General features: G+C 56.1%; 20 protein-coding genes and 1 tRNA gene. 8 read left to right on the plus strand and 13 right to left on the minus strand.

Annotation, left to right across the window (positions count from 1 at the left end):
• The 12 genes from ACKZ62_RS04660 to ACKZ62_RS04715 all read right to left on the minus strand — a co-directional run bounded on the left by ACKZ62_RS04660 (window position 1) and on the right by ACKZ62_RS04715 (window position 9,727).
• Window positions 1–2,886 (minus strand): DUF927 domain-containing protein, encoded by a 2,886-nt coding sequence (locus tag ACKZ62_RS04660; RefSeq protein ID WP_447096381.1) that lies wholly within the window; start codon window positions 2,884–2,886, stop codon window positions 1–3.
• On the minus strand, window positions 2,883–3,155 hold the full coding sequence (locus tag ACKZ62_RS04665; protein WP_236277560.1) for a DUF3077 domain-containing protein: 273 nt from the start codon (window positions 3,153–3,155) through the stop codon (window positions 2,883–2,885). The genes ACKZ62_RS04660 and ACKZ62_RS04665 overlap by 4 nt, the downstream gene beginning before the upstream one ends.
• Window positions 3,152–3,433 (minus strand): hypothetical protein, encoded by a 282-nt coding sequence (locus ACKZ62_RS04670; protein WP_236277559.1) that lies wholly within the window; start codon window positions 3,431–3,433, stop codon window positions 3,152–3,154. Before ACKZ62_RS04670 ends, ACKZ62_RS04665 begins: the two co-directional genes overlap by 4 nt.
• Entirely contained in the window at window positions 3,430–3,588 is a 159-nt protein-coding gene (locus ACKZ62_RS04675; RefSeq protein WP_447096382.1) for a hypothetical protein, read from the minus strand. The genes ACKZ62_RS04670 and ACKZ62_RS04675 overlap by 4 nt, the downstream gene beginning before the upstream one ends.
• 375 nt (window positions 3,589–3,963) lie before the next feature.
• Entirely contained in the window at window positions 3,964–4,269 is a 306-nt protein-coding gene (locus tag ACKZ62_RS04680; protein ID WP_447096383.1) for a hypothetical protein, read from the minus strand.
• Window positions 4,266–4,874, minus strand: coding sequence for a hypothetical protein (locus ACKZ62_RS04685; RefSeq protein ID WP_236277557.1), 609 nt, complete (start codon window positions 4,872–4,874; stop codon window positions 4,266–4,268). Before ACKZ62_RS04685 ends, ACKZ62_RS04680 begins: the two co-directional genes overlap by 4 nt.
• Window positions 4,871–5,140: a helix-turn-helix transcriptional regulator gene (locus ACKZ62_RS04690; RefSeq protein ID WP_447096384.1), complete on the minus strand. Its 270-nt coding sequence runs from the start codon at window positions 5,138–5,140 to the stop codon at window positions 4,871–4,873. Before ACKZ62_RS04690 ends, ACKZ62_RS04685 begins: the two co-directional genes overlap by 4 nt.
• Complete coding sequence (locus tag ACKZ62_RS04695) at window positions 5,137–5,385, minus strand: helix-turn-helix domain-containing protein (RefSeq protein WP_236277555.1); 249 nt, start codon at window positions 5,383–5,385, stop codon at window positions 5,137–5,139. Before ACKZ62_RS04695 ends, ACKZ62_RS04690 begins: the two co-directional genes overlap by 4 nt.
• 340 nt (window positions 5,386–5,725) lie before the next feature.
• Window positions 5,726–6,877 (minus strand): PIN domain-containing protein, encoded by a 1,152-nt coding sequence (locus tag ACKZ62_RS04700; RefSeq protein ID WP_268977439.1) that lies wholly within the window; start codon window positions 6,875–6,877, stop codon window positions 5,726–5,728.
• A gap of 219 nt (window positions 6,878–7,096) precedes the next feature.
• On the minus strand, window positions 7,097–7,951 hold the full coding sequence (locus tag ACKZ62_RS04705) for a hypothetical protein (RefSeq protein ID WP_447096385.1): 855 nt from the start codon (window positions 7,949–7,951) through the stop codon (window positions 7,097–7,099).
• A 285-nt stretch (window positions 7,952–8,236) separates the two neighbouring features.
• Complete coding sequence (locus ACKZ62_RS04710) at window positions 8,237–9,478, minus strand: tyrosine-type recombinase/integrase (protein ID WP_236277552.1); 1,242 nt, start codon at window positions 9,476–9,478, stop codon at window positions 8,237–8,239.
• A gap of 164 nt (window positions 9,479–9,642) precedes the next feature.
• Window positions 9,643–9,727: transfer RNA gene (locus tag ACKZ62_RS04715), tRNA-Leu, on the minus strand.
• 108 nt (window positions 9,728–9,835) lie between these two features.
• Between ACKZ62_RS04715 and queA the strand changes: the two genes are divergently transcribed.
• The 6 genes from queA (at window position 9,836) to ACKZ62_RS04745 (ending at window position 15,910) form a co-directional block, all read left to right on the plus strand.
• Window positions 9,836–10,885 (plus strand): tRNA preQ1(34) S-adenosylmethionine ribosyltransferase-isomerase QueA, encoded by a 1,050-nt coding sequence (gene queA / locus ACKZ62_RS04720; protein ID WP_447096386.1) that lies wholly within the window; start codon window positions 9,836–9,838, stop codon window positions 10,883–10,885.
• A gap of 5 nt (window positions 10,886–10,890) precedes the next feature.
• Window positions 10,891–12,006, plus strand: a complete 1,116-nt coding sequence (gene tgt, locus ACKZ62_RS04725; RefSeq protein WP_003175976.1) for a tRNA guanosine(34) transglycosylase Tgt — start codon at window positions 10,891–10,893, stop codon at window positions 12,004–12,006.
• Between the two features lie 43 nt (window positions 12,007–12,049).
• Window positions 12,050–12,388 (plus strand): preprotein translocase subunit YajC, encoded by a 339-nt coding sequence (yajC, locus tag ACKZ62_RS04730; RefSeq protein WP_003175975.1) that lies wholly within the window; start codon window positions 12,050–12,052, stop codon window positions 12,386–12,388.
• A gap of 62 nt (window positions 12,389–12,450) precedes the next feature.
• Window positions 12,451–14,319 (plus strand): protein translocase subunit SecD, encoded by a 1,869-nt coding sequence (gene secD, locus ACKZ62_RS04735; protein WP_447096387.1) that lies wholly within the window; start codon window positions 12,451–12,453, stop codon window positions 14,317–14,319.
• A gap of 9 nt (window positions 14,320–14,328) precedes the next feature.
• Complete coding sequence (gene secF, locus ACKZ62_RS04740) at window positions 14,329–15,243, plus strand: protein translocase subunit SecF (RefSeq protein ID WP_032890676.1); 915 nt, start codon at window positions 14,329–14,331, stop codon at window positions 15,241–15,243.
• 124 nt (window positions 15,244–15,367) lie between these two features.
• Complete coding sequence (locus ACKZ62_RS04745) at window positions 15,368–15,910, plus strand: glycine zipper 2TM domain-containing protein (protein WP_032890678.1); 543 nt, start codon at window positions 15,368–15,370, stop codon at window positions 15,908–15,910.
• 205 nt (window positions 15,911–16,115) lie between these two features.
• On the opposite strand, the gene suhB is transcribed toward ACKZ62_RS04745, so the two are convergent.
• Window positions 16,116–16,931, minus strand: a complete 816-nt coding sequence (suhB, locus tag ACKZ62_RS04750; protein ID WP_003175971.1) for a type III secretion system regulator SuhB — start codon at window positions 16,929–16,931, stop codon at window positions 16,116–16,118.
• Between the two features lie 144 nt (window positions 16,932–17,075).
• Between suhB and trmJ the strand changes: the two genes are divergently transcribed.
• On the plus strand, window positions 17,076–17,846 hold the full coding sequence (gene trmJ / locus ACKZ62_RS04755; protein ID WP_122753173.1) for a tRNA (cytosine(32)/uridine(32)-2'-O)-methyltransferase TrmJ: 771 nt from the start codon (window positions 17,076–17,078) through the stop codon (window positions 17,844–17,846).
• Window positions 17,847–17,848: 2 nt separating this feature from the next.
• Entirely contained in the window at window positions 17,849–18,631 is a 783-nt protein-coding gene (gene cysE, locus ACKZ62_RS04760) for a serine O-acetyltransferase (protein ID WP_032890682.1), read from the plus strand.
• Window positions 18,632–18,717 lie beyond the last annotated feature (86 nt).

Genomic DNA, 18,717 nt, shown 5'->3' on the forward strand with positions numbered 1-18,717 from the left:
TCACGCGGCTTCGGTTTCAGAGGAGAGGAGGGCGTTGGCATGCACCACGTACGCTCTCGTTTTGGCGAGCCCGGGGAGCCGCACCGATTGCGCAGCACGACCTTCCGCGCTGGCTTCCAGAATTCCGCGCTCGATCAGTTCCCGGTTGACCAAGGTGAGGCTCATGCCTTTGAACACTTCCGCCCTCCACGCGGTGGGCAGGAAGTAGTAGGTGACCAACGTGTAAACGCCATCGCCCATGCCGTGTTCAACTGTGCGCCGGAAACCGAGGCGGTCGGTGGTTCGTGGTGCGTGATCGTCGGTTTTGGCGGCAAGACCGTCCCAGCGTGTGAAGCGGCTTTCACCGAATCGCTCGATGACTTGCTGCAATCGACTCACGATGGCGTCACCTTCCATGTTCCCGGCGCCACCGCGTTCCTCGAGCCAAGCATTCAGGCAAACTTGCGCCGCTGTGGTCGCGGTGCCCTCCGGCCAGCCTGTTACACCGAGCGCCGTCGCGAGTTCACCTGCGGCAGCGGCAAGACCGAAGCGAGCAGCGGCACGATGCGCTTGACCGCTGGCGGAAGCAGGCAGGGCCTTGGCGATGAAGCGCTCCACCGTGCGCCGCAGCATGGCTGTCCAGCCGAGCATTTCACCTGGCTTGCACAGCGCTGACAGGAACGCGGTAAGCGGCGTACCGTAGTATTTGCCTACTCGTGCTTTGAGTGCGTCCGACAGGGTTGCGGCGTCTTCGAACCCGTTCAGCACGTCGAACATGCCAAGCCCTTTGCTCGCATCCGCAGGCACTGCGAGCATGCGGATTTCCATCCCTGCCTTTAGCTCTTTGTTCGCGTCGGCCATGTGCTGCGCCAGTGTCTTTTCGCCGGTCGAGAGAAATAACAAGCGCCACTCTTGCACCTGACGGCCTGCTTGCCCTCGATCATTGGCGCGCGCTTTACCCGTGCCGTTGCCGAGCATGTACACCGTTTCACCGATAATGCGCGGATCGCACATACCGATTTCATCGAGTACCAGAACTCCGTCCGAATGCGCGGCGGCAATCGACTCCAATGCGTTATCGGTCGATCGCCAGGACCGGACCAGTCGCGGTCCGCCATAGACCGAGGCGGCAACTTGCAGGTGTGTCGTCTTACCGCCGGAGCTGTCTCCGTATAGATGAAAGCCACCTGATTCATGCCCCAGCAAATGCAAAAGCGGTCCGGCAAAGGCAACGCTGGCGACAAACGCCAAGCGGTGATTCCCAACGCAAAGCGCGCCGATCTGCTGTTGCCATTGCTCCAATGTGCCGGCCTCGCTAATGGGGGGAAGCTGCGCGCCGGAATCACAAAAGAACAGGTGCTCATGGCTGTTGCCGATTTGCTGATCGGGCAGCAGGTATGCAGGTCCATGCCATCCAAGGCGAGTGACTAAGCGCGCCCGCTCGTTGCTGTCGAACCCTTGCAGGTAACTTTGAAGATCGTTGCGCGCATTGCGACCGGAGCGCGTTCCAGACAAGCGCAATCCCATATCCACCAGCGGCCCTAAAACGTCTTTGCCGAAGTCGCCGGTCATGTTGCGAGCTGGAATGTTCCAGCGCTTTTTAGCCCCGTCTGGATCGTCGAACTCAACCAGCAAACCCCAGTTGTGACCCTTGTCATCGCGAGTACGGGCGAGAATCTCCAAGGGGGAACACACAGGCCGCGACTCACCATCATCACCGGTATAGAACACGCCTTCGGGGGCCAGTCGAAATCCACCGGGCAGCAAATCGGTTTTCGATTTTGCCGGTTGTTTGGCTGCTGCTTTTGGCTCTGCAGGTTCGTCGGACTGCTCGTGGTTGAGGGAGACGAACAGCTCACCGCTGCGCTCCAGCTCGGCGACGTGTGCTGCCGTCCAACCTTTGGCCAGCGCGTCGGCGGCATCGTCGCCTTCGTCCCACTTGCCACCTTTGGCAAACGCGGCTAGACCGTCCTTTAGCGTGGGTTTGCGCTTGAACGCAGCCAGCTCAACGAATCGCACCGATTCGGCACCGATCTCGAGCAGCTTTTTGGCGACCTCTTCCATGCACGCGGAGCCGCTGCTGTCGTTGTCCGGCCAAAGCACAACATGACGTCCTTTGAGTGGCGCCAGGTCTGCCTTGTGCCAAGAGTTAGACCCGTTCGGCCAGCACGTGGCCACGAAGTCCGGCATCAATTCGCTTGCTGCATCGGCGGCTTTTTCGCCCTCGCACAATACGACAGGTGCAGAATCGCGCAGTGCCAATTCTTCCAAGCGCAGGATCGGACGCGGGTCAGGCAATCCCTGCCATCGCCACTGCGTGGTTTCGCTGTTGGAGCGCTGGCACCAAGTCAGTGGAGCGAAGACTTTTTTAGTCTTGCCGTCTTCATGTGTACCAAGATCAAAGCGGTAAAGCGCCATGAGTGGCTGACCGCTAGCGTCACGGTAGATCCAGACCTTCGACGGAGCACCGTGATCTCGATGGCGGACCGGGCAACGTTGCATCGCTTCGGCCGGGATCGGCTGTATGGCGGTCCATGTTGGCCCTTTGGTTTTACCTTGAGTAGGAGCCGACCGCGCCGCACCGACACTCACGCTCAGCAGTTCGGTGAGCTTCGCGCATGCCTCGACATCGGTGCCGCCGTCCAAGTAGCGCACCAAGTCGATAAGGTCTCCGCCTTTGTCGCCGGTGGCGAAGTCAGCCCAGGTGCCTTTGTTCAAATTGACCTTGAGCGAGCCGGCACGCTTATCGGTGCGAGTCGGATTGGGGGCGGTGTATTCCTTGCCACCGTCGACACGCTTTCCGTTGGGCAGCCAGTGCGCTAGGACACGTTCAATATCCTTCAGCGATGCGGCTTTTACGTCGGCGAAGCTCGGACGTTTCGTTCTGCTGCTCCGGGGCTGGCTCATGTGTCGGCCCTCGGCGAGAACAGGGTGTGAGCCACGTCATCAAGCAGCGCTTTTGCCATTTCACCTAGATAAAGAGCAGGCCAACTAAACCGTTCGCATTGATCGCTAATGACGGCGTCGCGGTTGAGCAGGTTCACGTGGTCTTGCAACTGAGAGGCTAGCTCCAGAGCATCTTCGATGGGGATGCCTGCGTTGACGCGAAACAACTTCAAGCCGCTGGCATTAGCAGGCGAAAAATCCGTGCGGCCAATCGTGGTCAACGCGTTCATAGCGCACCGCCTTCGTGCTCCGCTGGAACGGAAGTGGTATCACCGTGCAGAGCGAGGGTTTTGATCAAGCCGAGGGTGCCGCGAACGTCCCATATGACGGCGGCAATAACACGGTTAGAAAGGCGCGACTCACCTTCAAAGTGGTCTTCGAGCAACGTCAGCACCGAGTCGGCGCGCTCAATTGCGCAGGCGATGGCGTCAATCGGTACACCGGCCCCGGCGCGCTGGCTGACGCTGAGAATGTCTTCGGGCAGGGAAAAAGTCAGCGCGTTGTTCATTGGGCACCGCCTGCGGCTTCCAGAGCGCGAGCTTTGGCCATGTGTGCGTTGTAGCGGGCGAGACGTGTAGCAAGACTGGAATTGGCGTGTAGAGCGGCGAGAGCCATTGCACGGTGTGCAGCGGCGCGATTTTTGGACGGAATGAGAGCGGGCATGGGTGAGGCTCCTACTTTCTGACTGGAGCCGCCACCGTCCTTCCTACGGGATTGGGTGGCAGCTGTGCGCGGGGTAGGAATACCGGGATAGTAGGCACCCGGCCAGGCCGAAGCCTGCCCACACACAGCCGCCATAACACGATACTGCAGGCGAAAAAAAACGCCTGCAGTTGTGATCTGGGCGCTGATGCGCCTACTAATTCTCGGGTTCCTACGCCCGGTCGCTGAATTTGCAGCGACGGCGGCAGGATAACTCCGAGTTTTTACAAGCGCAACAGGCACGAAGCCTTGCGGATTTTTTTGATGCGACATAAATTGACCGGGCATACAGATTGACCTCAAACGCCCCCGGTTGCCGCCGGGGGCGTTTTCGTTTCAGGCGTGGGCTTCCCAGCGCAGGTTGAGCAGGGGGAGGAAGCCGTCATGGATCATGGAGCGGGCGTCTTCGTAGGCTTCCGTTTGCTGGCCTTCATCAACGATCACCGCACCAAGTTTTTCGCAATGAAGCGCGAGGGCGCACCATGTACCGTCGGCCCAGCTAAGTACGCTGACCACGCGACCCTTCCTGTCTTGTCGGCCGCGATAGCGCTCGAGGCGCTGCATCGTGGCGGCTGAAAAGCCGATGCGGCGTAGCACTGAAAAGGGATGCATCAAGGCTTGATTGGCAACGGATCGGCTCATGCTGCCTCCTGCACGTTGGCGAACAATGGAGGGGGAGTGTCACCTTTGAGCCACGCTGCGATCTTGCTGTCTTCTGCGCAGCGACGACGGTGCCGCTCGGCGAGCACATTGCCCCGCTCGTTCAGGCACGTATCCATGTATTGGGTGAGATCGGACGTGATTCGCAGGTCGGTGTAGAGTCGTTCGTTGATGATCTTTTCTTGTTCAATATCCTTCTCAACGATCTGGCTCCAGACTTGAGGATCATTCGAGTAGCCGTCCTTCTGATCGATCAGCCAGTAGGTGACCCAATTGTTCAGTGCTGATTGACTCAGCCCCGCGCGGCGGCCTTCTTTCATCGCGAAGTGACCGTGGCCATGAACGCTGGAAAACTCGCGGCGAATGGCGTGTTTGCGGATAATCTCTGGCAGTTCCCAGGCATTGGGAGTGAGCGGCAAAACGAGGCCGTCAGGATTGAAAAAGAACGCATCTTTTTCTTCACCGTTCCAGCTCACGCCGGCGATGGTGCGATGGCGCCAATTGATGCCGCCTTGAGCGTAGAGCTGAAAGCCGATGCTGTAGGAGTCGTGGAAGGGACCTTTGAATGGGGAGTAGTTACGCCTCATGCGGCCACCTCATCACGGGCTTCAACGCGCCCACGCGCCCATGCTTGGACTTCCGACAAAACCCAAGCGACCGGGGCGCCGCGAGCATTGCTGTTGGTGAGCTTTACGGTTTTTGGAAAGCTACTTTCAGGCTCATTCATCAGCTTGTAGATAGTCGGGCGAGCGAGACCTACGATGGCCATTACCTCGCTAATTCGGATGAGTGTCACCGATGGGTCGATTGGAGTGGAATCGTTCGCAGAGGACTGGAGACGAGAGGTTTTCATTTCTCTTTCCTCGCAGTTTCAGCAGCGCTGTGCGTGCGACTTTCCAGCCACGTCGACACATCTTTAGGGCGGTAACGTACGCGGCTTCCGACTTTTACATACGGCAGCGGATTACGGCGCGAACTGCGCCAGGCGGCGAGCGTGCGATGCGACAGTCCCAGAGTGGTGGCCACTTGATCGGGAGTGAGTAAATCAGTGGCAGAGGGTGAGAGCGGGATGATGGATTGAAGCGTTGCGACAGTCATTTAGCGTTTCCTGTAGTCGTTGAGAGTTACAGGGCTAACGCTAAATGGGATAAGGGAAACGAACGGCGGTTCACTTCCCTTTCAAACGATTATGGTTGATTGCCAAAGCTGGATCCCCACTCAAATTCGAGCTCACCAAGCATTTACATTGGACTCAACCCAAGCGCTTGGTAGCCATAGCTGACGGAGTCCGGCCAGTAGGGGGATTCCAGTGAGGCCAACAAAAACGCCAGTAGCAAGTATTGAGTATAGATAGCTCTGGGCATGCAAACTTCCGGAAACCATTCGCTCTGTCTCCCCCTTTTGGCTAAGGTAACCACAAGGGGAAGGCAGGTAATTGCTAAATTAAATAAAGCTTGCCTGGTACATATTCTACGTCGAGTTTGCAGTTGTCATGTCCAATAAATTGTGCGTGAGCTAGAACGGCTTCAGCTGTCATTTCCTCTAAAAAGTAAATTACTACCTGACCAGTAACTCGAGCTATTTTGGAGATGGTGAAGTCCCCGACTCCATCGCCGTCCATTGATTCAATATCGATACCCTTTCTTTTGTCATTTGGCAAGTGTATCCAGTCCATGTAATAACTTACGAAGGAAACCGGCATCTGTGCAAAAAATTGTATCGGCATAACGTAGTGTCTAGGCTCTACACATGCTACTGATCCGAAAGTTACATCAGTAATAGTGTCTGCAAGCGGACCGCCGATGCTTATGGCTCCTCTGACAGGGAGCGGAAGAATACTCGTGTTTTCAACATCGTCGTCTTGCCAGCATGCATACCAAAGGTCTGATTTATGCGCAGAAATATATTTGAATATGGATTCTCTAAAACGGTCACTATCGATAACGGTTTTTATTTTCTCAATGTTTGCGCTTCGCGAATCTAAGATACTCAGGAGGTGTTGAATTTCTTGAGAAGCAATAAAGCTCGCTAATTCATCGTATACGGCTAGGTTGTTTTCTTTTGCAAGATGCCCTTTAAGCTGCCCATCCTTGCAGATCACTACCATGCTATCTATTTTCGCAGACTCCATAATGCAGAGCCCTATCACCGCGTCAGGAATATCCTCTCTATTCTTCGGTTTTTTAAAAGCGCCTGCCCCTTCAAAATAGTCATCCCAAAGCTTTTTGTAACAGTCTATCGAAAAGTCTAGTTTCGAGATTTTTAATTCTGTCAGCCAGGATAGTGTAGAGTTGGATATGTTTTGTTGTGTCTCTTTGTCTAGCTCAGAAATTGCTTTCTCTATGCTCTCAATTTTTTCTACTGAGATTCCTGATTTGAGAAATATTTTATTTATGTCTCTTAAATTTTGATTGATGCTCTGGATTTTTGATGTGGTATCTAATAAGCGCTTTGAGTCGTGTTCCCTTAAAACTAGATCAGCAACATACAGCTTTACAAGATCCGCTTCGGCAAGGCGTGCTAGAACTTGCATGTTCTGTGATTTATATCCTTCTTGATGAAGGATGTTAGTGTCTAATGTTATTTTCATGGCATCCTAAGTTTTATTTGCGTTGCCCAAGCTTTGATAATTATTGAAATGTGTTCTCGCATTGTAGTCGGTTTTTAATGGCGTGCCAAAGTGTCGCGTGTAATATGTGATTGTCATTGCGCGAATTTTTCCGTAATTAAGGAGACGCAATTTTCAGTGCTCCCATCCCTCAATTAAAAAATACAAATGACTATTCGTATCGTTGCGAAACTCCGTTGGCTACTGCGCTCCGGCTACACCAATTATTCCGTTTCCTGCCAGAATGTTACGGATTTGTTTTCTGGAAAGCTTAACGGTGCTTCCTGGGGCTCTTAGCGCAGAATCGGTGCCGGCAATAATGCCTACGATCTCTCTTTCTGATCGTCCGTCACTGAGCAGGCGCTTGGCGTGCGAGCAAATACTTTCATCGCGATCTCTTGTAGCTTCACGGCGCACAGCAGCCGAGCTGTTGCCTGCCTTGCGTGCAGCGGCGGTGATGCGAGTTTTTTCAATATTGCTCAACAGCGGAGAGGCATAGACGTCGGCGAGGGTCATGTAGTATCGGGCTGATCCCATTACGTCGGCAGCAGTCTCTCGCGCTTCGATTTCTAGATAAGCTTGCTCGTGGCGCACCTCCTCCACAAACTCCACAGAGTCGTTGGACGCATCTGCATTCAGAGCTGCCAGATTCTCAAAGTTTCCCGCACCTAGGTCTTTGTCGAAGCCGCTCAACCACCTCTCTAGTGTTTCAATGACACGACAAGCTCGATCAATTGCCAGCGCGGCAATGTACTGGCTGTCAGTGATAGCTGAATTAGACGATTCCCCTATTTTCCAGTGGATGCATCGAGGTAGATCATCGCTGGAGCGTTCAAATTGTTGGCTAATGTTGTAGGAGAGCCTTCTGACATTAGCCAGCACTCGAACGGACTCAGCGGACCACTCTCCATCCGTCTGATGACTCGCCCATTGCTCCTGACCCTGCCGTATGAGTTCTAGAGCCTCATCTATGCGGTCTGCAAATTCGTCGTACAGAGTGAATCGCTCAAACGTCTCTACAATCTCCCAGCCCTCGATTTCGAGAGGAGCGCTCAAGTAAAAAATTCTATTCAACATTCGCCCCGCGCCCCGTTTCTGCAATCGAAAAAACGCGAGCGATTGCGCTCGGCAGAGCTGTGATGCCGCCAGTGAGGAGAGGGGGGGCTGCTGGCGGATGTTGCCCCATTCTGGAACACCTTTTGTGTTCCATTGACCATGTGTTCCAGCTGATCGCCAGTTGTGTTCCACGCTTGAAAGCAACGAAATTCAAGGCTTTCAGCAGTTTCGGAACACATGGAACACGCGGAACACCGCTTTTTTGAGGGTTCGGGATTTGCACGGTCAAATTGCCTGTCCGAACCGGCCCGGCAAAACGTTCCCGTTCTGCAACTTGTCCAGATGGTCGGCATACCACTGCATCATGGTTGTACGTTGCTCGAGGTACTGAGCTTTGTTGTAGACGCCCGAGATACCCTCTTCTTTGTGGGCTAATTGCGCCTCCACATGCTCCTTTGGCCATCCGTGTTCACGGAGCAGGGTGCTCGCCGTGTGTCGTGTGCCGTGGCCAACAAGACGTCCTTTATAGCCAATGGTCGCGAATACCTTATTTATCGTGTTTTCACTGATCGTAGGATTTATCGCGCCTACTCCAGGAAATAGCCAGCGGCTGCGCCCGGTTAAAGTGTGCAGCTCTCTAAGGGCGATCAGCGCTTGGCGCGGAAGGGGACACACAAAGTCTCGGCGCATCTTCATCTTCGATGCAGGTGTAGTCCAAAGAGCTCTATCGAGATCAAACTCCTTCCACTCCGCTAGACGAACCATTCCCGGCCTTGAGGCTGTCCATATGCAAAGCCATGCCGCCGTTCGGGCGGTCAGTCTGCTGGGGGTGTTCTTTAAAGCGGTCAGAAACTCGCCGAGTTCGGGCTCTAGCAAATGAGGGTGTTGTTGAGTCTTCGGTGCTTGAGCTGCGATGTCGCGTAGACGGCTACCGGGATCGTTTTCTGTCAGTCCTAAGCCGATTGCTCTACCGAAAATCTGATTGACCCAAGTCCGACATTTTTCAGCAACGTTATGCGCCTCCCGAGCTTCGAGTGAGGCCTGGAGATTTGCACAGTCGGTTCGGGTTATTTCGTCCAGAGGTTTATCACCAAGCGCTGGAAGAATGTCTTTGTCGAGGTAGGTGCGGATTTTATTGAGAGTGGAGGAGGCGAGACCTTTTTCCTCCTTTGCCTTGAGCCAAGCTTCCGCAGCCGCTCTGAAGGTTCGGGTTCGAGCGGCATCGATTGCCGCTTTTGCCGAGCGCTTTTGTTCAAGGGGGTCGGCACCGCTACTGACAACCTTACGTAGATCGGCTGCTCTTTCACGGGCAAGTGCGCCGCTGACTTCTGGATAGCCGCCGAGGCCCATCCATGCCCAGTTACCTGCAGGACGCTTGTACCGGAGTTGCCATGACTTGCCCCCGTCCGGTTTGACCCGGAAATATAAGCCGTTTCCATCCAGCTCTCGATATTCCTTTGTCTCAGGCTCAAGCCCTATAAGCGTGGTATCGGCGAGAGGGCGGCGCTTGATGTCTGCGCGTTTCATCCGTGTATCCCAAAGTTCGGTGTTTTCCTCAGGATACAAGCAGGGATACAGGGATACAACGGATAAGGGGAGACAGGGGTAAACAGACAGGCACAAAAAAACCGGCCAAGTGGCCGGTTTTTCTGGGTCTGAGAGGCTGGTAGAGACTCTCAGATACTGCTATGTGGTGCCCCGAGGGAGACTCGAACTCCCACTCCTTTCGAAAACGGATTTTGAATCCGCCGCGTCTACCAATTCCGCCATCAGGGCTCAATGGCGGCGAAGTATAGAGATGAGATTACCGTTGGTCAATCACGTTTCATGGTCTATTTTCACTATTTCCGCTAAACTTCCCGGCCCTGCTAGACGAACCCCATCATGCGCGTTTCTGACTTTACTTTTGAACTCCCTGATTCGCTGATCGCACGCCACCCTTTGGCCGAGCGTCGCGCCAGCCGACTGCTTACCCTGGAAGGGGTCAGCGGTGCCCTCGCACACCGTCAATTCACTGATTTGCTTGAGCATTTAAAACCAGGCGACTTAATGGTGTTCAACAACACCCGCGTAATCCCTGCGCGGTTGTTTGGCCAAAAAGCCTCCGGCGGCAAGCTGGAAATTCTGGTGGAGCGCGTGCTGGACAGCTATCGCGTGCTAGCCCATGTGCGCTCCAGCAAATCACCGAAGCCGGGTTCGAGCATTCTGATCGAAGGCGGCGGCGAAGCGGAGATGGTGGCGCGCCATGATGCATTGTTCGAGCTCAAGTTCGCCGAAGAGGTTCTGCCTCTGCTGGAGCGCGTCGGCCATATGCCGCTGCCTCCCTATATCGACCGCCCTGATGAAGTCTCGGACCGCGAGCGCTATCAGACGGTGTACTCCCAGCGCCTAGGCGCGGTTGCCGCGCCAACGGCCGGACTGCATTTCGACCAGCCGCTGCTGGATGCGATTGCGGCCAAGGGCGTCGAGACGGCTTATGTGACCCTGCACGTGGGGGCCGGCACCTTTCAGCCGGTGCGTGTGGATAACATCGAAGACCACCATATGCACAGCGAGTGGCTGGAAGTCAGCCAGGAAGTTGTCGATGCGGTAGCTGCGTGCAAGGCTCGTGGCGGGCGTGTAGTCGCAGTGGGTACCACCAGCGTGCGCTCCTTGGAGAGCGCGGCGCGTGATGGTGTGCTCAAACCGTTCAGTGGCGACACCGATATATTTATCTTCCCAGGCCGGCCGTTCCACGTCGTCGATTGCCTGGTCACTAATTTCCATCTGCCGGAATCCACGCTCTTGATGCTGGTGTCGGCATTTGCCGGTTACCCGGAAACCATGGCGGCTTATCAAGCGGCCATCAATAATGGGTACCGTTTTTTCAGCTACGGTGATGCGATGTTTATCACCCGTAACCCGGCGCCACGCGGCCCAGAGGAAACCTTATGAGTCGTATGTCGTTTGAATTATTGGCCACCGACGGCAAAGCCCGTCGCGGTCGCCTTACTTTCCCTCGCGGTACGGTAGAGACGCCGGCGTTCATGCCGGTTGGCACCTACGGCACCGTAAAGGGCATGCTGCCCCGTGACATCGTCGCCACCGGTGCCGAGATCATTCTTGGTAACACCTTCCACCTGTGGCTGCGTCCGGGCACGGAAGTGATCAAGAAGCACGGCGACCTGCACGATTTCATGAAGTGGCAAGGCCCAATCCTCACCGACTCCGGTGGTTTTCAGGTGTTCAGCCTGGGCGCCATGCGCAAGATCAAGGAAGAGGGCGTAACGTTCGCCTCGCCGGTGGATGGTTCCAAAGTATTCATGGGACCGGAAGAGTCGATGCAGGTACAGCGCGACCTGGGTTCCGACATCGTGATGATTTTCGACGAGTGCACGCCTTACCCGGCCGATGAAGATGTCGCGAGAATCTCCATGGAGTTGTCGCTACGTTGGGCTCAGCGGTCGAAGAACGCCCACGGTGATAACACCGCTGCGCTGTTCGGTATCGTCCAGGGCGGTATGCATGAAAGCTTGCGTAAACGCTCGCTTGAAGGCCTCGACAAAATCGGGTTCGATGGCTTGGCCATCGGCGGTTTGTCGGTAGGCGAACCCAAACACGAGATGATCAAGGTGCTGGACTACTTGCCAGGCCTGATGCCCGCTGACAAACCTCGTTACCTTATGGGCGTTGGCAAACCGGAAGATCTCGTAGAGGGTGTGCGCCGCGGTGTGGACATGTTCGATTGCGTGATGCCAACCCGTAATGCCCGCAATGGGCATCTGTTTATCGATACAGGCGTGCTGAAGATCCGTAACGCGTTCCATCGCCATGATGATTCGCCGCTGGATCCCACCTGTGATTGCTACACCTGCCAGAACTTCTCCCGTGCTTATCTGCACCATCTGGACAAATGCGGGGAAATGCTGGGTAGCATGTTGAATACCATCCACAATTTGCGTCACTACCAAGTCCTGATGGCTGGTTTGCGCGAGGCTATTCAACAGGGTACATTGGCCGCCTTCGTCGATGCCTTCTATGCCAAGCGCGGGCTCCCTGTGCCGCCCTTGGACTGAGTTTTCCGACCCTAAGATTCACTATTTGCAACTGGAGTGCTAAATGAGCTTTTTTATCTCTAACGCCATGGCTGACGCCGCTGCGCCTGCTGCTGCCGGCCCTATGGGCGGTGGTTTCGAGTGGATTTTCCTGGTCGGCTTCCTGGTCATCTTCTACCTGATGATCTGGCGTCCACAGGCCAAGCGTGCCAAAGAGCAGAAAAACCTGCTGGGCAGCCTGCAGAAAGGTGACGAAGTTGTGACCACTGGCGGTATCGCCGGCAAGATCACCAAGGTTTCCGACGCTTTCGTGGTTCTGGAAGTCTCCGACACTGTAGAAATGAAGTTCCAGAAGGGCGCCATCGCCGCCACGCTGCCAAAAGGCACGCTCAAAGCGATCTAAGTAACAACCTTTACCAATCGACGGGGCGCGCAAGGCGCCCCGCGTTATAAGCGGGCGGCGTGATGCTGAACAAATACCCTCTGTGGAAATACGTACTGATCCTGGCGGTGCTGGCGATCGGTTTTATTTATTCCGCTCCCAATCTCTATCCTGATGATCCGGCGATCCAGATCACTGGCGCCAGCACTTCGTTGCAGGTCAATCAGGCTGACCTGGAACGCGCGAGCAAGGCTCTGAACGACGCGGGTATCCAAGTTAAAGCGGCAACATTGGCGGCTGGTGCGAAGGGCGGCTTGTTGCGCCTGACCAAGCAAGAAGACCAATTGCCGGCCAAAGACGTCGTGCGCAAGGCCATGGGTGACGACTACGTCGTTGCGCTGAACCTGGCACAGACCACGCCGCAATGGCTGCGCAGCATTGGCGCGCACCCGATGAAGTTGGGTCTGGACTTGTCCGGCGGTGTGCACTTCCTGCTGGAAGTCGACATGGACAAAGCCCTCGACGCACGCCTGAAAGTCTATGAGGGCGATGTGAAGAGCCTGCTGCGCAAAGAAAAGTTGCGTTATCGCAGCCTGCCGCAGCTCAACGGCGCCATCCAGTTGGGCTTCTCAGACGAAGCTTCCCGCGAACAGGCCCGTGCGCTGATCCGCAAGAACTTCAACGATTTTGAAATCGTACCGGCTGACCTGAACGGTCAGGCCGTGCTGCGTCTTGCAATGAGCCCGGCCAAGATCGCCGAAATTCGCGAGTATTCCATCAAGCAGAACTTGACCACGGTACGTAACCGCGTCAACGAGCTGGGCGTGGCCGAGCCGATCGTTCAGCGCCAGGGCGCCAACCGCATTGTGGTTGAGCTGCCAGGCGTGCAGGACACCGCTGAAGCCAAGCGTATCCTGGGTAAAACTGCCAACCTGGAATTCCGTCTCGCAGCTGAGCCAGGCGCTTCCCGCGCGACTTCCGAGGAGTTCGAATTCCGTGAAGGCAATCGTCCGCCGGCGCAAATCGAGCGTGGTTTGATCATCACGGGTGATCAGGTAACCGACGCCAAGGCCGGGTTCGGCGAGCACGGCACACCTGAAGTTAACATTCGCCTGGATGGTCACGGCGGCGAACTGATGAGCCGCGCCACGCGCAGCAACGTCGGTCGCAGCATGGCGGTGATCTTCATCGAGCAGCGTCCTGTTACTACCTACACCAAGCAGATCGTCAACGGCGTCGAGAAAGACGTGCCGGTGCAGACCTTCAAGGAAGAGAAGAAGATCATCAGCCTGGCGACCATCCAGTCGCCGCTGGGTGCTCAGTTCCGTATCACTGGCCTGAACGGCCAGGGTGAATCCTCGGAGCTGGCACTGCTGCTGCGTGCTGGTGGCCTGGCGGCGCCGATGTACTTCGCTGAAGAGCGCACCATCGGCCCAAGCCTGGGTGCGGACAACATCACCAAAGGCGTGGATGCTGCACTGTGGGGCATGTTGTTCGTGTCGCTGTTCATCATCGCCATCTACCGCTTCTTCGGCATCATCGCTACCGTAGCCCTGGCGGGCAACATGGTGATGCTGCTGGCCTTGATGTCGCTGCTGGGCGCTACGCTGACCTTGCCGGGTATCGCCGGTATCGTACTCACCATGGGTATGGCGGTAGATGCCAACGTGCTGATCTTCTCGCGGATACGTGAAGAGATCGCCGCAGGCATGACTGTGCAGCGCGCAATCAACGAAGGCTTCGGCCGGGCATTTACCGCGATTCTCGACTCCAACCTGACCACATTGCTGGTTGGCGGGATTCTCTTTGCCATGGGCACCGGCCCTGTCAAAGGTTTTGCGGTGACCATGTCCCTCGGTATCTTTACCTCGATGTTCACGGCCATCATGGTGACCCGCGCAATGGTCAACCTGATCTTTGGCGGGCGTGACTTCAAGAAGTTGTGGATTTAAGGGGCTGCCATGTTACGTACAATCAACTTCATGGGCGTTCGCAACATTGCGTTCGGCGTCACTGTGCTCCTAACCGTTCTGGCGTTGTTCAGCTGGTTCCATAAGGGCCTGAACTACGGTTTGGATTTCACCGGGGGTACGCTCATTGAGCTGACCTACGAGAAGCCGGCCGACGTTACCTTAGTGCGCAACGAGCTGGTAAAGGCCGGTTATCACGAGGCCGTGGTGCAGAGCTTTGGTGCGACCACCGACCTGCTGGTGCGCATGCCAGGCGAAGATCCGCAACTGGGTCACCAAGTAGCCGAAGCCTTGCAAAAGGTTGGCGGCGACAATCCCGCGTCGGTCAAGCGCGTCGAGTTTGTCGGCCCGCAAGTAGGTGAAGAGCTGCGCGACCAAGGCGGCCTTGGCATGCTGATGGCACTCGTCGGCATCATGATTTACCTGGCTTTCCGCTTTCAGTGGAAGTTCGGTGTCGGCGCGATTGTGTCGCTGATCCACGACGTGATCGTGACCGTAGGTATTCTGGCGTACTTCCAGATAACCTTCGATCTGACCGTACTGGCGGCTGTGCTGGCGATTATTGGTTACTCGCTCAACGACACAATCGTGGTATTCGACCGGGTTCGTGAGAACTTCCGCGTATTGCGCAAGGCGACGTTGATCGAGAACATCAACATCTCCACCACTCAGACCCTGCTGCGTACCATGGCGACATCAATCTCCACTTTGCTGGCGATTGCTGCGCTGATGATCTTCGGCGGTGACAACTTGTGGGGCTTCTCCCTGGCGCTGTTTATCGGCGTTCTGGCGGGTACTTACTCGTCGATCTACATCGCCAACGTGGTGCTGATCTGGTTGAACCTCAACAGCGAAGACTTGATCCCTCCAGCCGCGACTGGCAAGGAGGTCGACGACCGCCCTTAATGAGCGCTTGTTGATCTGCTGTTACAAGAAAGGCACGAGTATTGAACTCGTGCCTTTTTTTTTGCTCCAAGGCTGGGTATAGCGCGGATCTTTCGGTCCGTTTGTGATGGTCAGGAGGTTCAACGTGAACAAGTCGTTACTGGTTGGTGCGGTATTGGGTGCTGTCGGTGTAACTGCCGGGGGTGCTGTCGCCACCTACAGCCTGGTAAAAAGCGGCCCTGAGTATGCGCAAGTGCTGGCGGTGCAGCCGGTAAAAACCCAGATCAAGACCCCTCGCGAAGTCTGTAAGGACGTCGCAGTTACTCGGCAGCGACCGGTGCAGGATCAACACCAGATCGCAGGTACCGTTGTGGGTGCATTGGCGGGTGGTTTGCTAGGTAATCAGATCGGTGGCGGTAACGGTAAGAAGCTAGCGACGGTAGCCGGTGCGGTCGGTGGTGGTTATGCCGGTAACAAGGTTCAAGAGGGTATGCAGAATCGCGATACCTACACCACCACACAAACGCGTTGTAACACCGTCAACGACATCAGCGACAAGGTAGTCGGCTATGACGTGCGTTACACCTTGGATGGTAAGGAAGGCTCGGTGCGGATGGATCGTGATCCGGGTGGCCAGATTCCGGTCGATAAAGAAGGTCGTTTAGTGTTGGGTCAAAACCAGCAATAATTTGAGGCTTGTCATAGTTGAAGGTGTGGGAGGGTGCTTGTTCTTGATGTGGGCGCATCGGTTAATGAGTCTGTAACTGAGCTGCTGTCATCGGAGGCAACATCCCTTTCACATTGATTGGTAGCGTTGCTGGTATTCAAGTTCGCACCAAATCGCAGGCATAAAAAAAGCACCCCGAAGGGTGCTTTTTTTTATGCTCGCTAGCTTAGCGCTTCAGCGAGGCTGGCAGGTGTGGCTGTATAGCCGTCAGCACTGCCTTGAAGCATTTGGTGTTGCCAGCAACGACGTGGCCTTTTTCCAGGAAGTCGTGACCACCGGTGAAGTCGCTCACCAAGCCACCGGCTTCCTGGATCAGCAGAGCGCCTGCAGCCATGTCCCACTCGGACAGGCCTGACTCCCAGAACGCATCAAAACGACCGGCAGCAACATAGGCCAGGTCCAAGCTCGCTGCGCCAGCGCGACGGATACCTGCGGTCTGGCCAACCAGGGCGCGGAACATGCCCAGGTAGTTTTCCAGGTTGTCCATCTGGTCATCGCGGAAGGGGAAGCCGGTACCCAGCAGGGCGCCGTCGAGACTGGTACGGCCGCTGACTCGCAGGCGGCGACCGTTCAGCTGGGCGCCACGGCCACGGCTGGCGGTGAATTCTTCCTGGCGAACCGGGTCGAGGACGACGGCATGTTCCAGGCGGCCACGGTATTTGCAGGCGATGCTTACTGCGAAGTGGGGGATGCCGCGCAGGAAGTTGGTGGTGCCATCCAGTGGGTCGATGATCCACAGGTAGTCTTCGCCTTCGCCGCTACCTTTATGCAGGCCGGTTTCCTCACCCAGGATGCCGTGGGTAGGGTAAGCCTTGCGCAGTGCGTCGATGATTTTCTGTTCGGCGGCGCGGTCTACCTCGGATACATAATCCTTGGCGTCTTTTTCGTCGACCTTGATGGTATCCAGGCGCTCGATGGAGCGGAAAATCAATTCACTGGCGCTGCGGGCGGCGCGCAGCGCGATATTCAGCATGGGCTGCATGGATGTGTACCTAAGGTTGTTAAAGAAAGCCGAGCATTCTAGCAGAAACTTTCTTCAGGTGAAGGACGACGTTAGCTTTCATGGCATAACCTTAGGCTGTTCTGTAAGATTTGCTCCCCTTTCCCGTGTCCGAGAGCGCCTCCCTTGCTGCAAAACATTCGTGTCGTCTTGGTCAATACCAGTCATCCAGGCAATATCGGTGGGGTGGCGCGTGCCATGAAAAACATGGGGCTGACGCGCCTGGTGCTGGTCGAACCGCGTGTGTTCCCGCATCACGAGGCCGATGCCCGTGCATCCGGTGCCAATGACATCCTTGAAAAAGCCCAGGTCGTCGCCACCCTGGAGGATGCTTTGGTCGGCTGCAATCTGGTGCTCGGCACCAGTGCCCGTGATCGTCGCATCCCCTGGCCTCTGCTGGATCCCCGTGAATGCGGCGGTAAAGTGGTGGAAGAGGCTGCTGGTGGCGCTGAAATCGCCTTAGTGTTTGGTCGTGAAGACTCCGGCCTCACCAATGAGGAGCTGCAGCGATGTCACTACCATGTGCACATTCCATCGGACCCTGAATTCAGTTCACTGAACCTCGGGGCTGCGGTGCAGGTGCTGACTTACGAAGTGCGCATGGCGTGGCTGGCAGCTGCCGGTCAGCCAAGCAAAATGGAAAAGGAAGAGGTTGCGTCGACCAAAAGTGGCGAGCTGGCCACCATGGATGAGCTGGAGCGGTTTTATGAGCACCTGGAGCAAACCCTGGTGGCTATCGAATTCCTTGACCCTGACAAGCCGCGGCACTTGATGGCGCGCCTGCGTCGGTTGTACGGGCGCAGTTCGGTAAGCCGGGCGGAAATGAATATATTGCGTGGCATCCTCACGGAAACCCAAAAAGCGGCCCGTGGCGAGCTTCTTAAGCGGAAGGATTAAAAATGTTCGAGCGTTTGCGAGAAGATATCCAGAGTGTTTTCCACCGTGACCCGGCGGCCCGCAACGCCTTTGAAGTGCTGACCTGCTATCCGGGTATGCACGCGATCTGGATTCATCGGCTATCCGGCGCCTTGTGGGGCATGGGCTGGAAATGGCTGGCACGACTGGTGTCGAACTTCGGCCGCTGGTTGACGGGTATCGAGATTCATCCGGGGGCCAAGGTTGGGCGCCGTTTTTTTATCGATCATGGTATGGGTATCGTCATCGGTGAAACTGCTGAGATTGGCGACGATGTCACGCTCTATCAAGGTGTGACGTTGGGCGGCACTAGCTGGAACAAAGGCAAGCGCCACCCAACGTTGGGCGATGGCGTGGTGGTAGGGGCCGGCGCCAAAGTGCTAGGGCCGTTCACTGTAGGTGCTGGCGCTAAGGTTGGCTCCAATGCGGTCGTGACCAAGGCTGTACCGCCTGGCGCAACCGTGGTGGGTATTCCGGGCCGAATCATCGTCAAGCCGGAAGTTGGCGATGAGCAGGAAGCAAAGCGCAAGGCAATGGCCGAGAAGATCGGCTTTGATGCCTATGGAGTCAGTGAAGACATGCCTGATCCGGTCGCGCGCGCCATCGGCCAGTTGCTTGACCACTTGCAGGCGGTGGACGGGAAGCTGGACGGTATGTGCGGCGCGCTGAAGGAGCTGGGCAGCAGTTACTGTGCGAAAGAACTTCCTGAGCTGCGCGAAGAGGACTTCGCCGAGATCAAGGACGAAGCTGCGACGAAGACTGGTTGAGGTCTTCCAGGCACTGAAAGTCACCTGTGGGAGGGGGCTTGCTCTCGATAGCGGTTTGTTAGTTGTTCACTACGTGGGCTGGTCCG

Source organism: Pseudomonas sivasensis, from assembly GCF_052938085.1.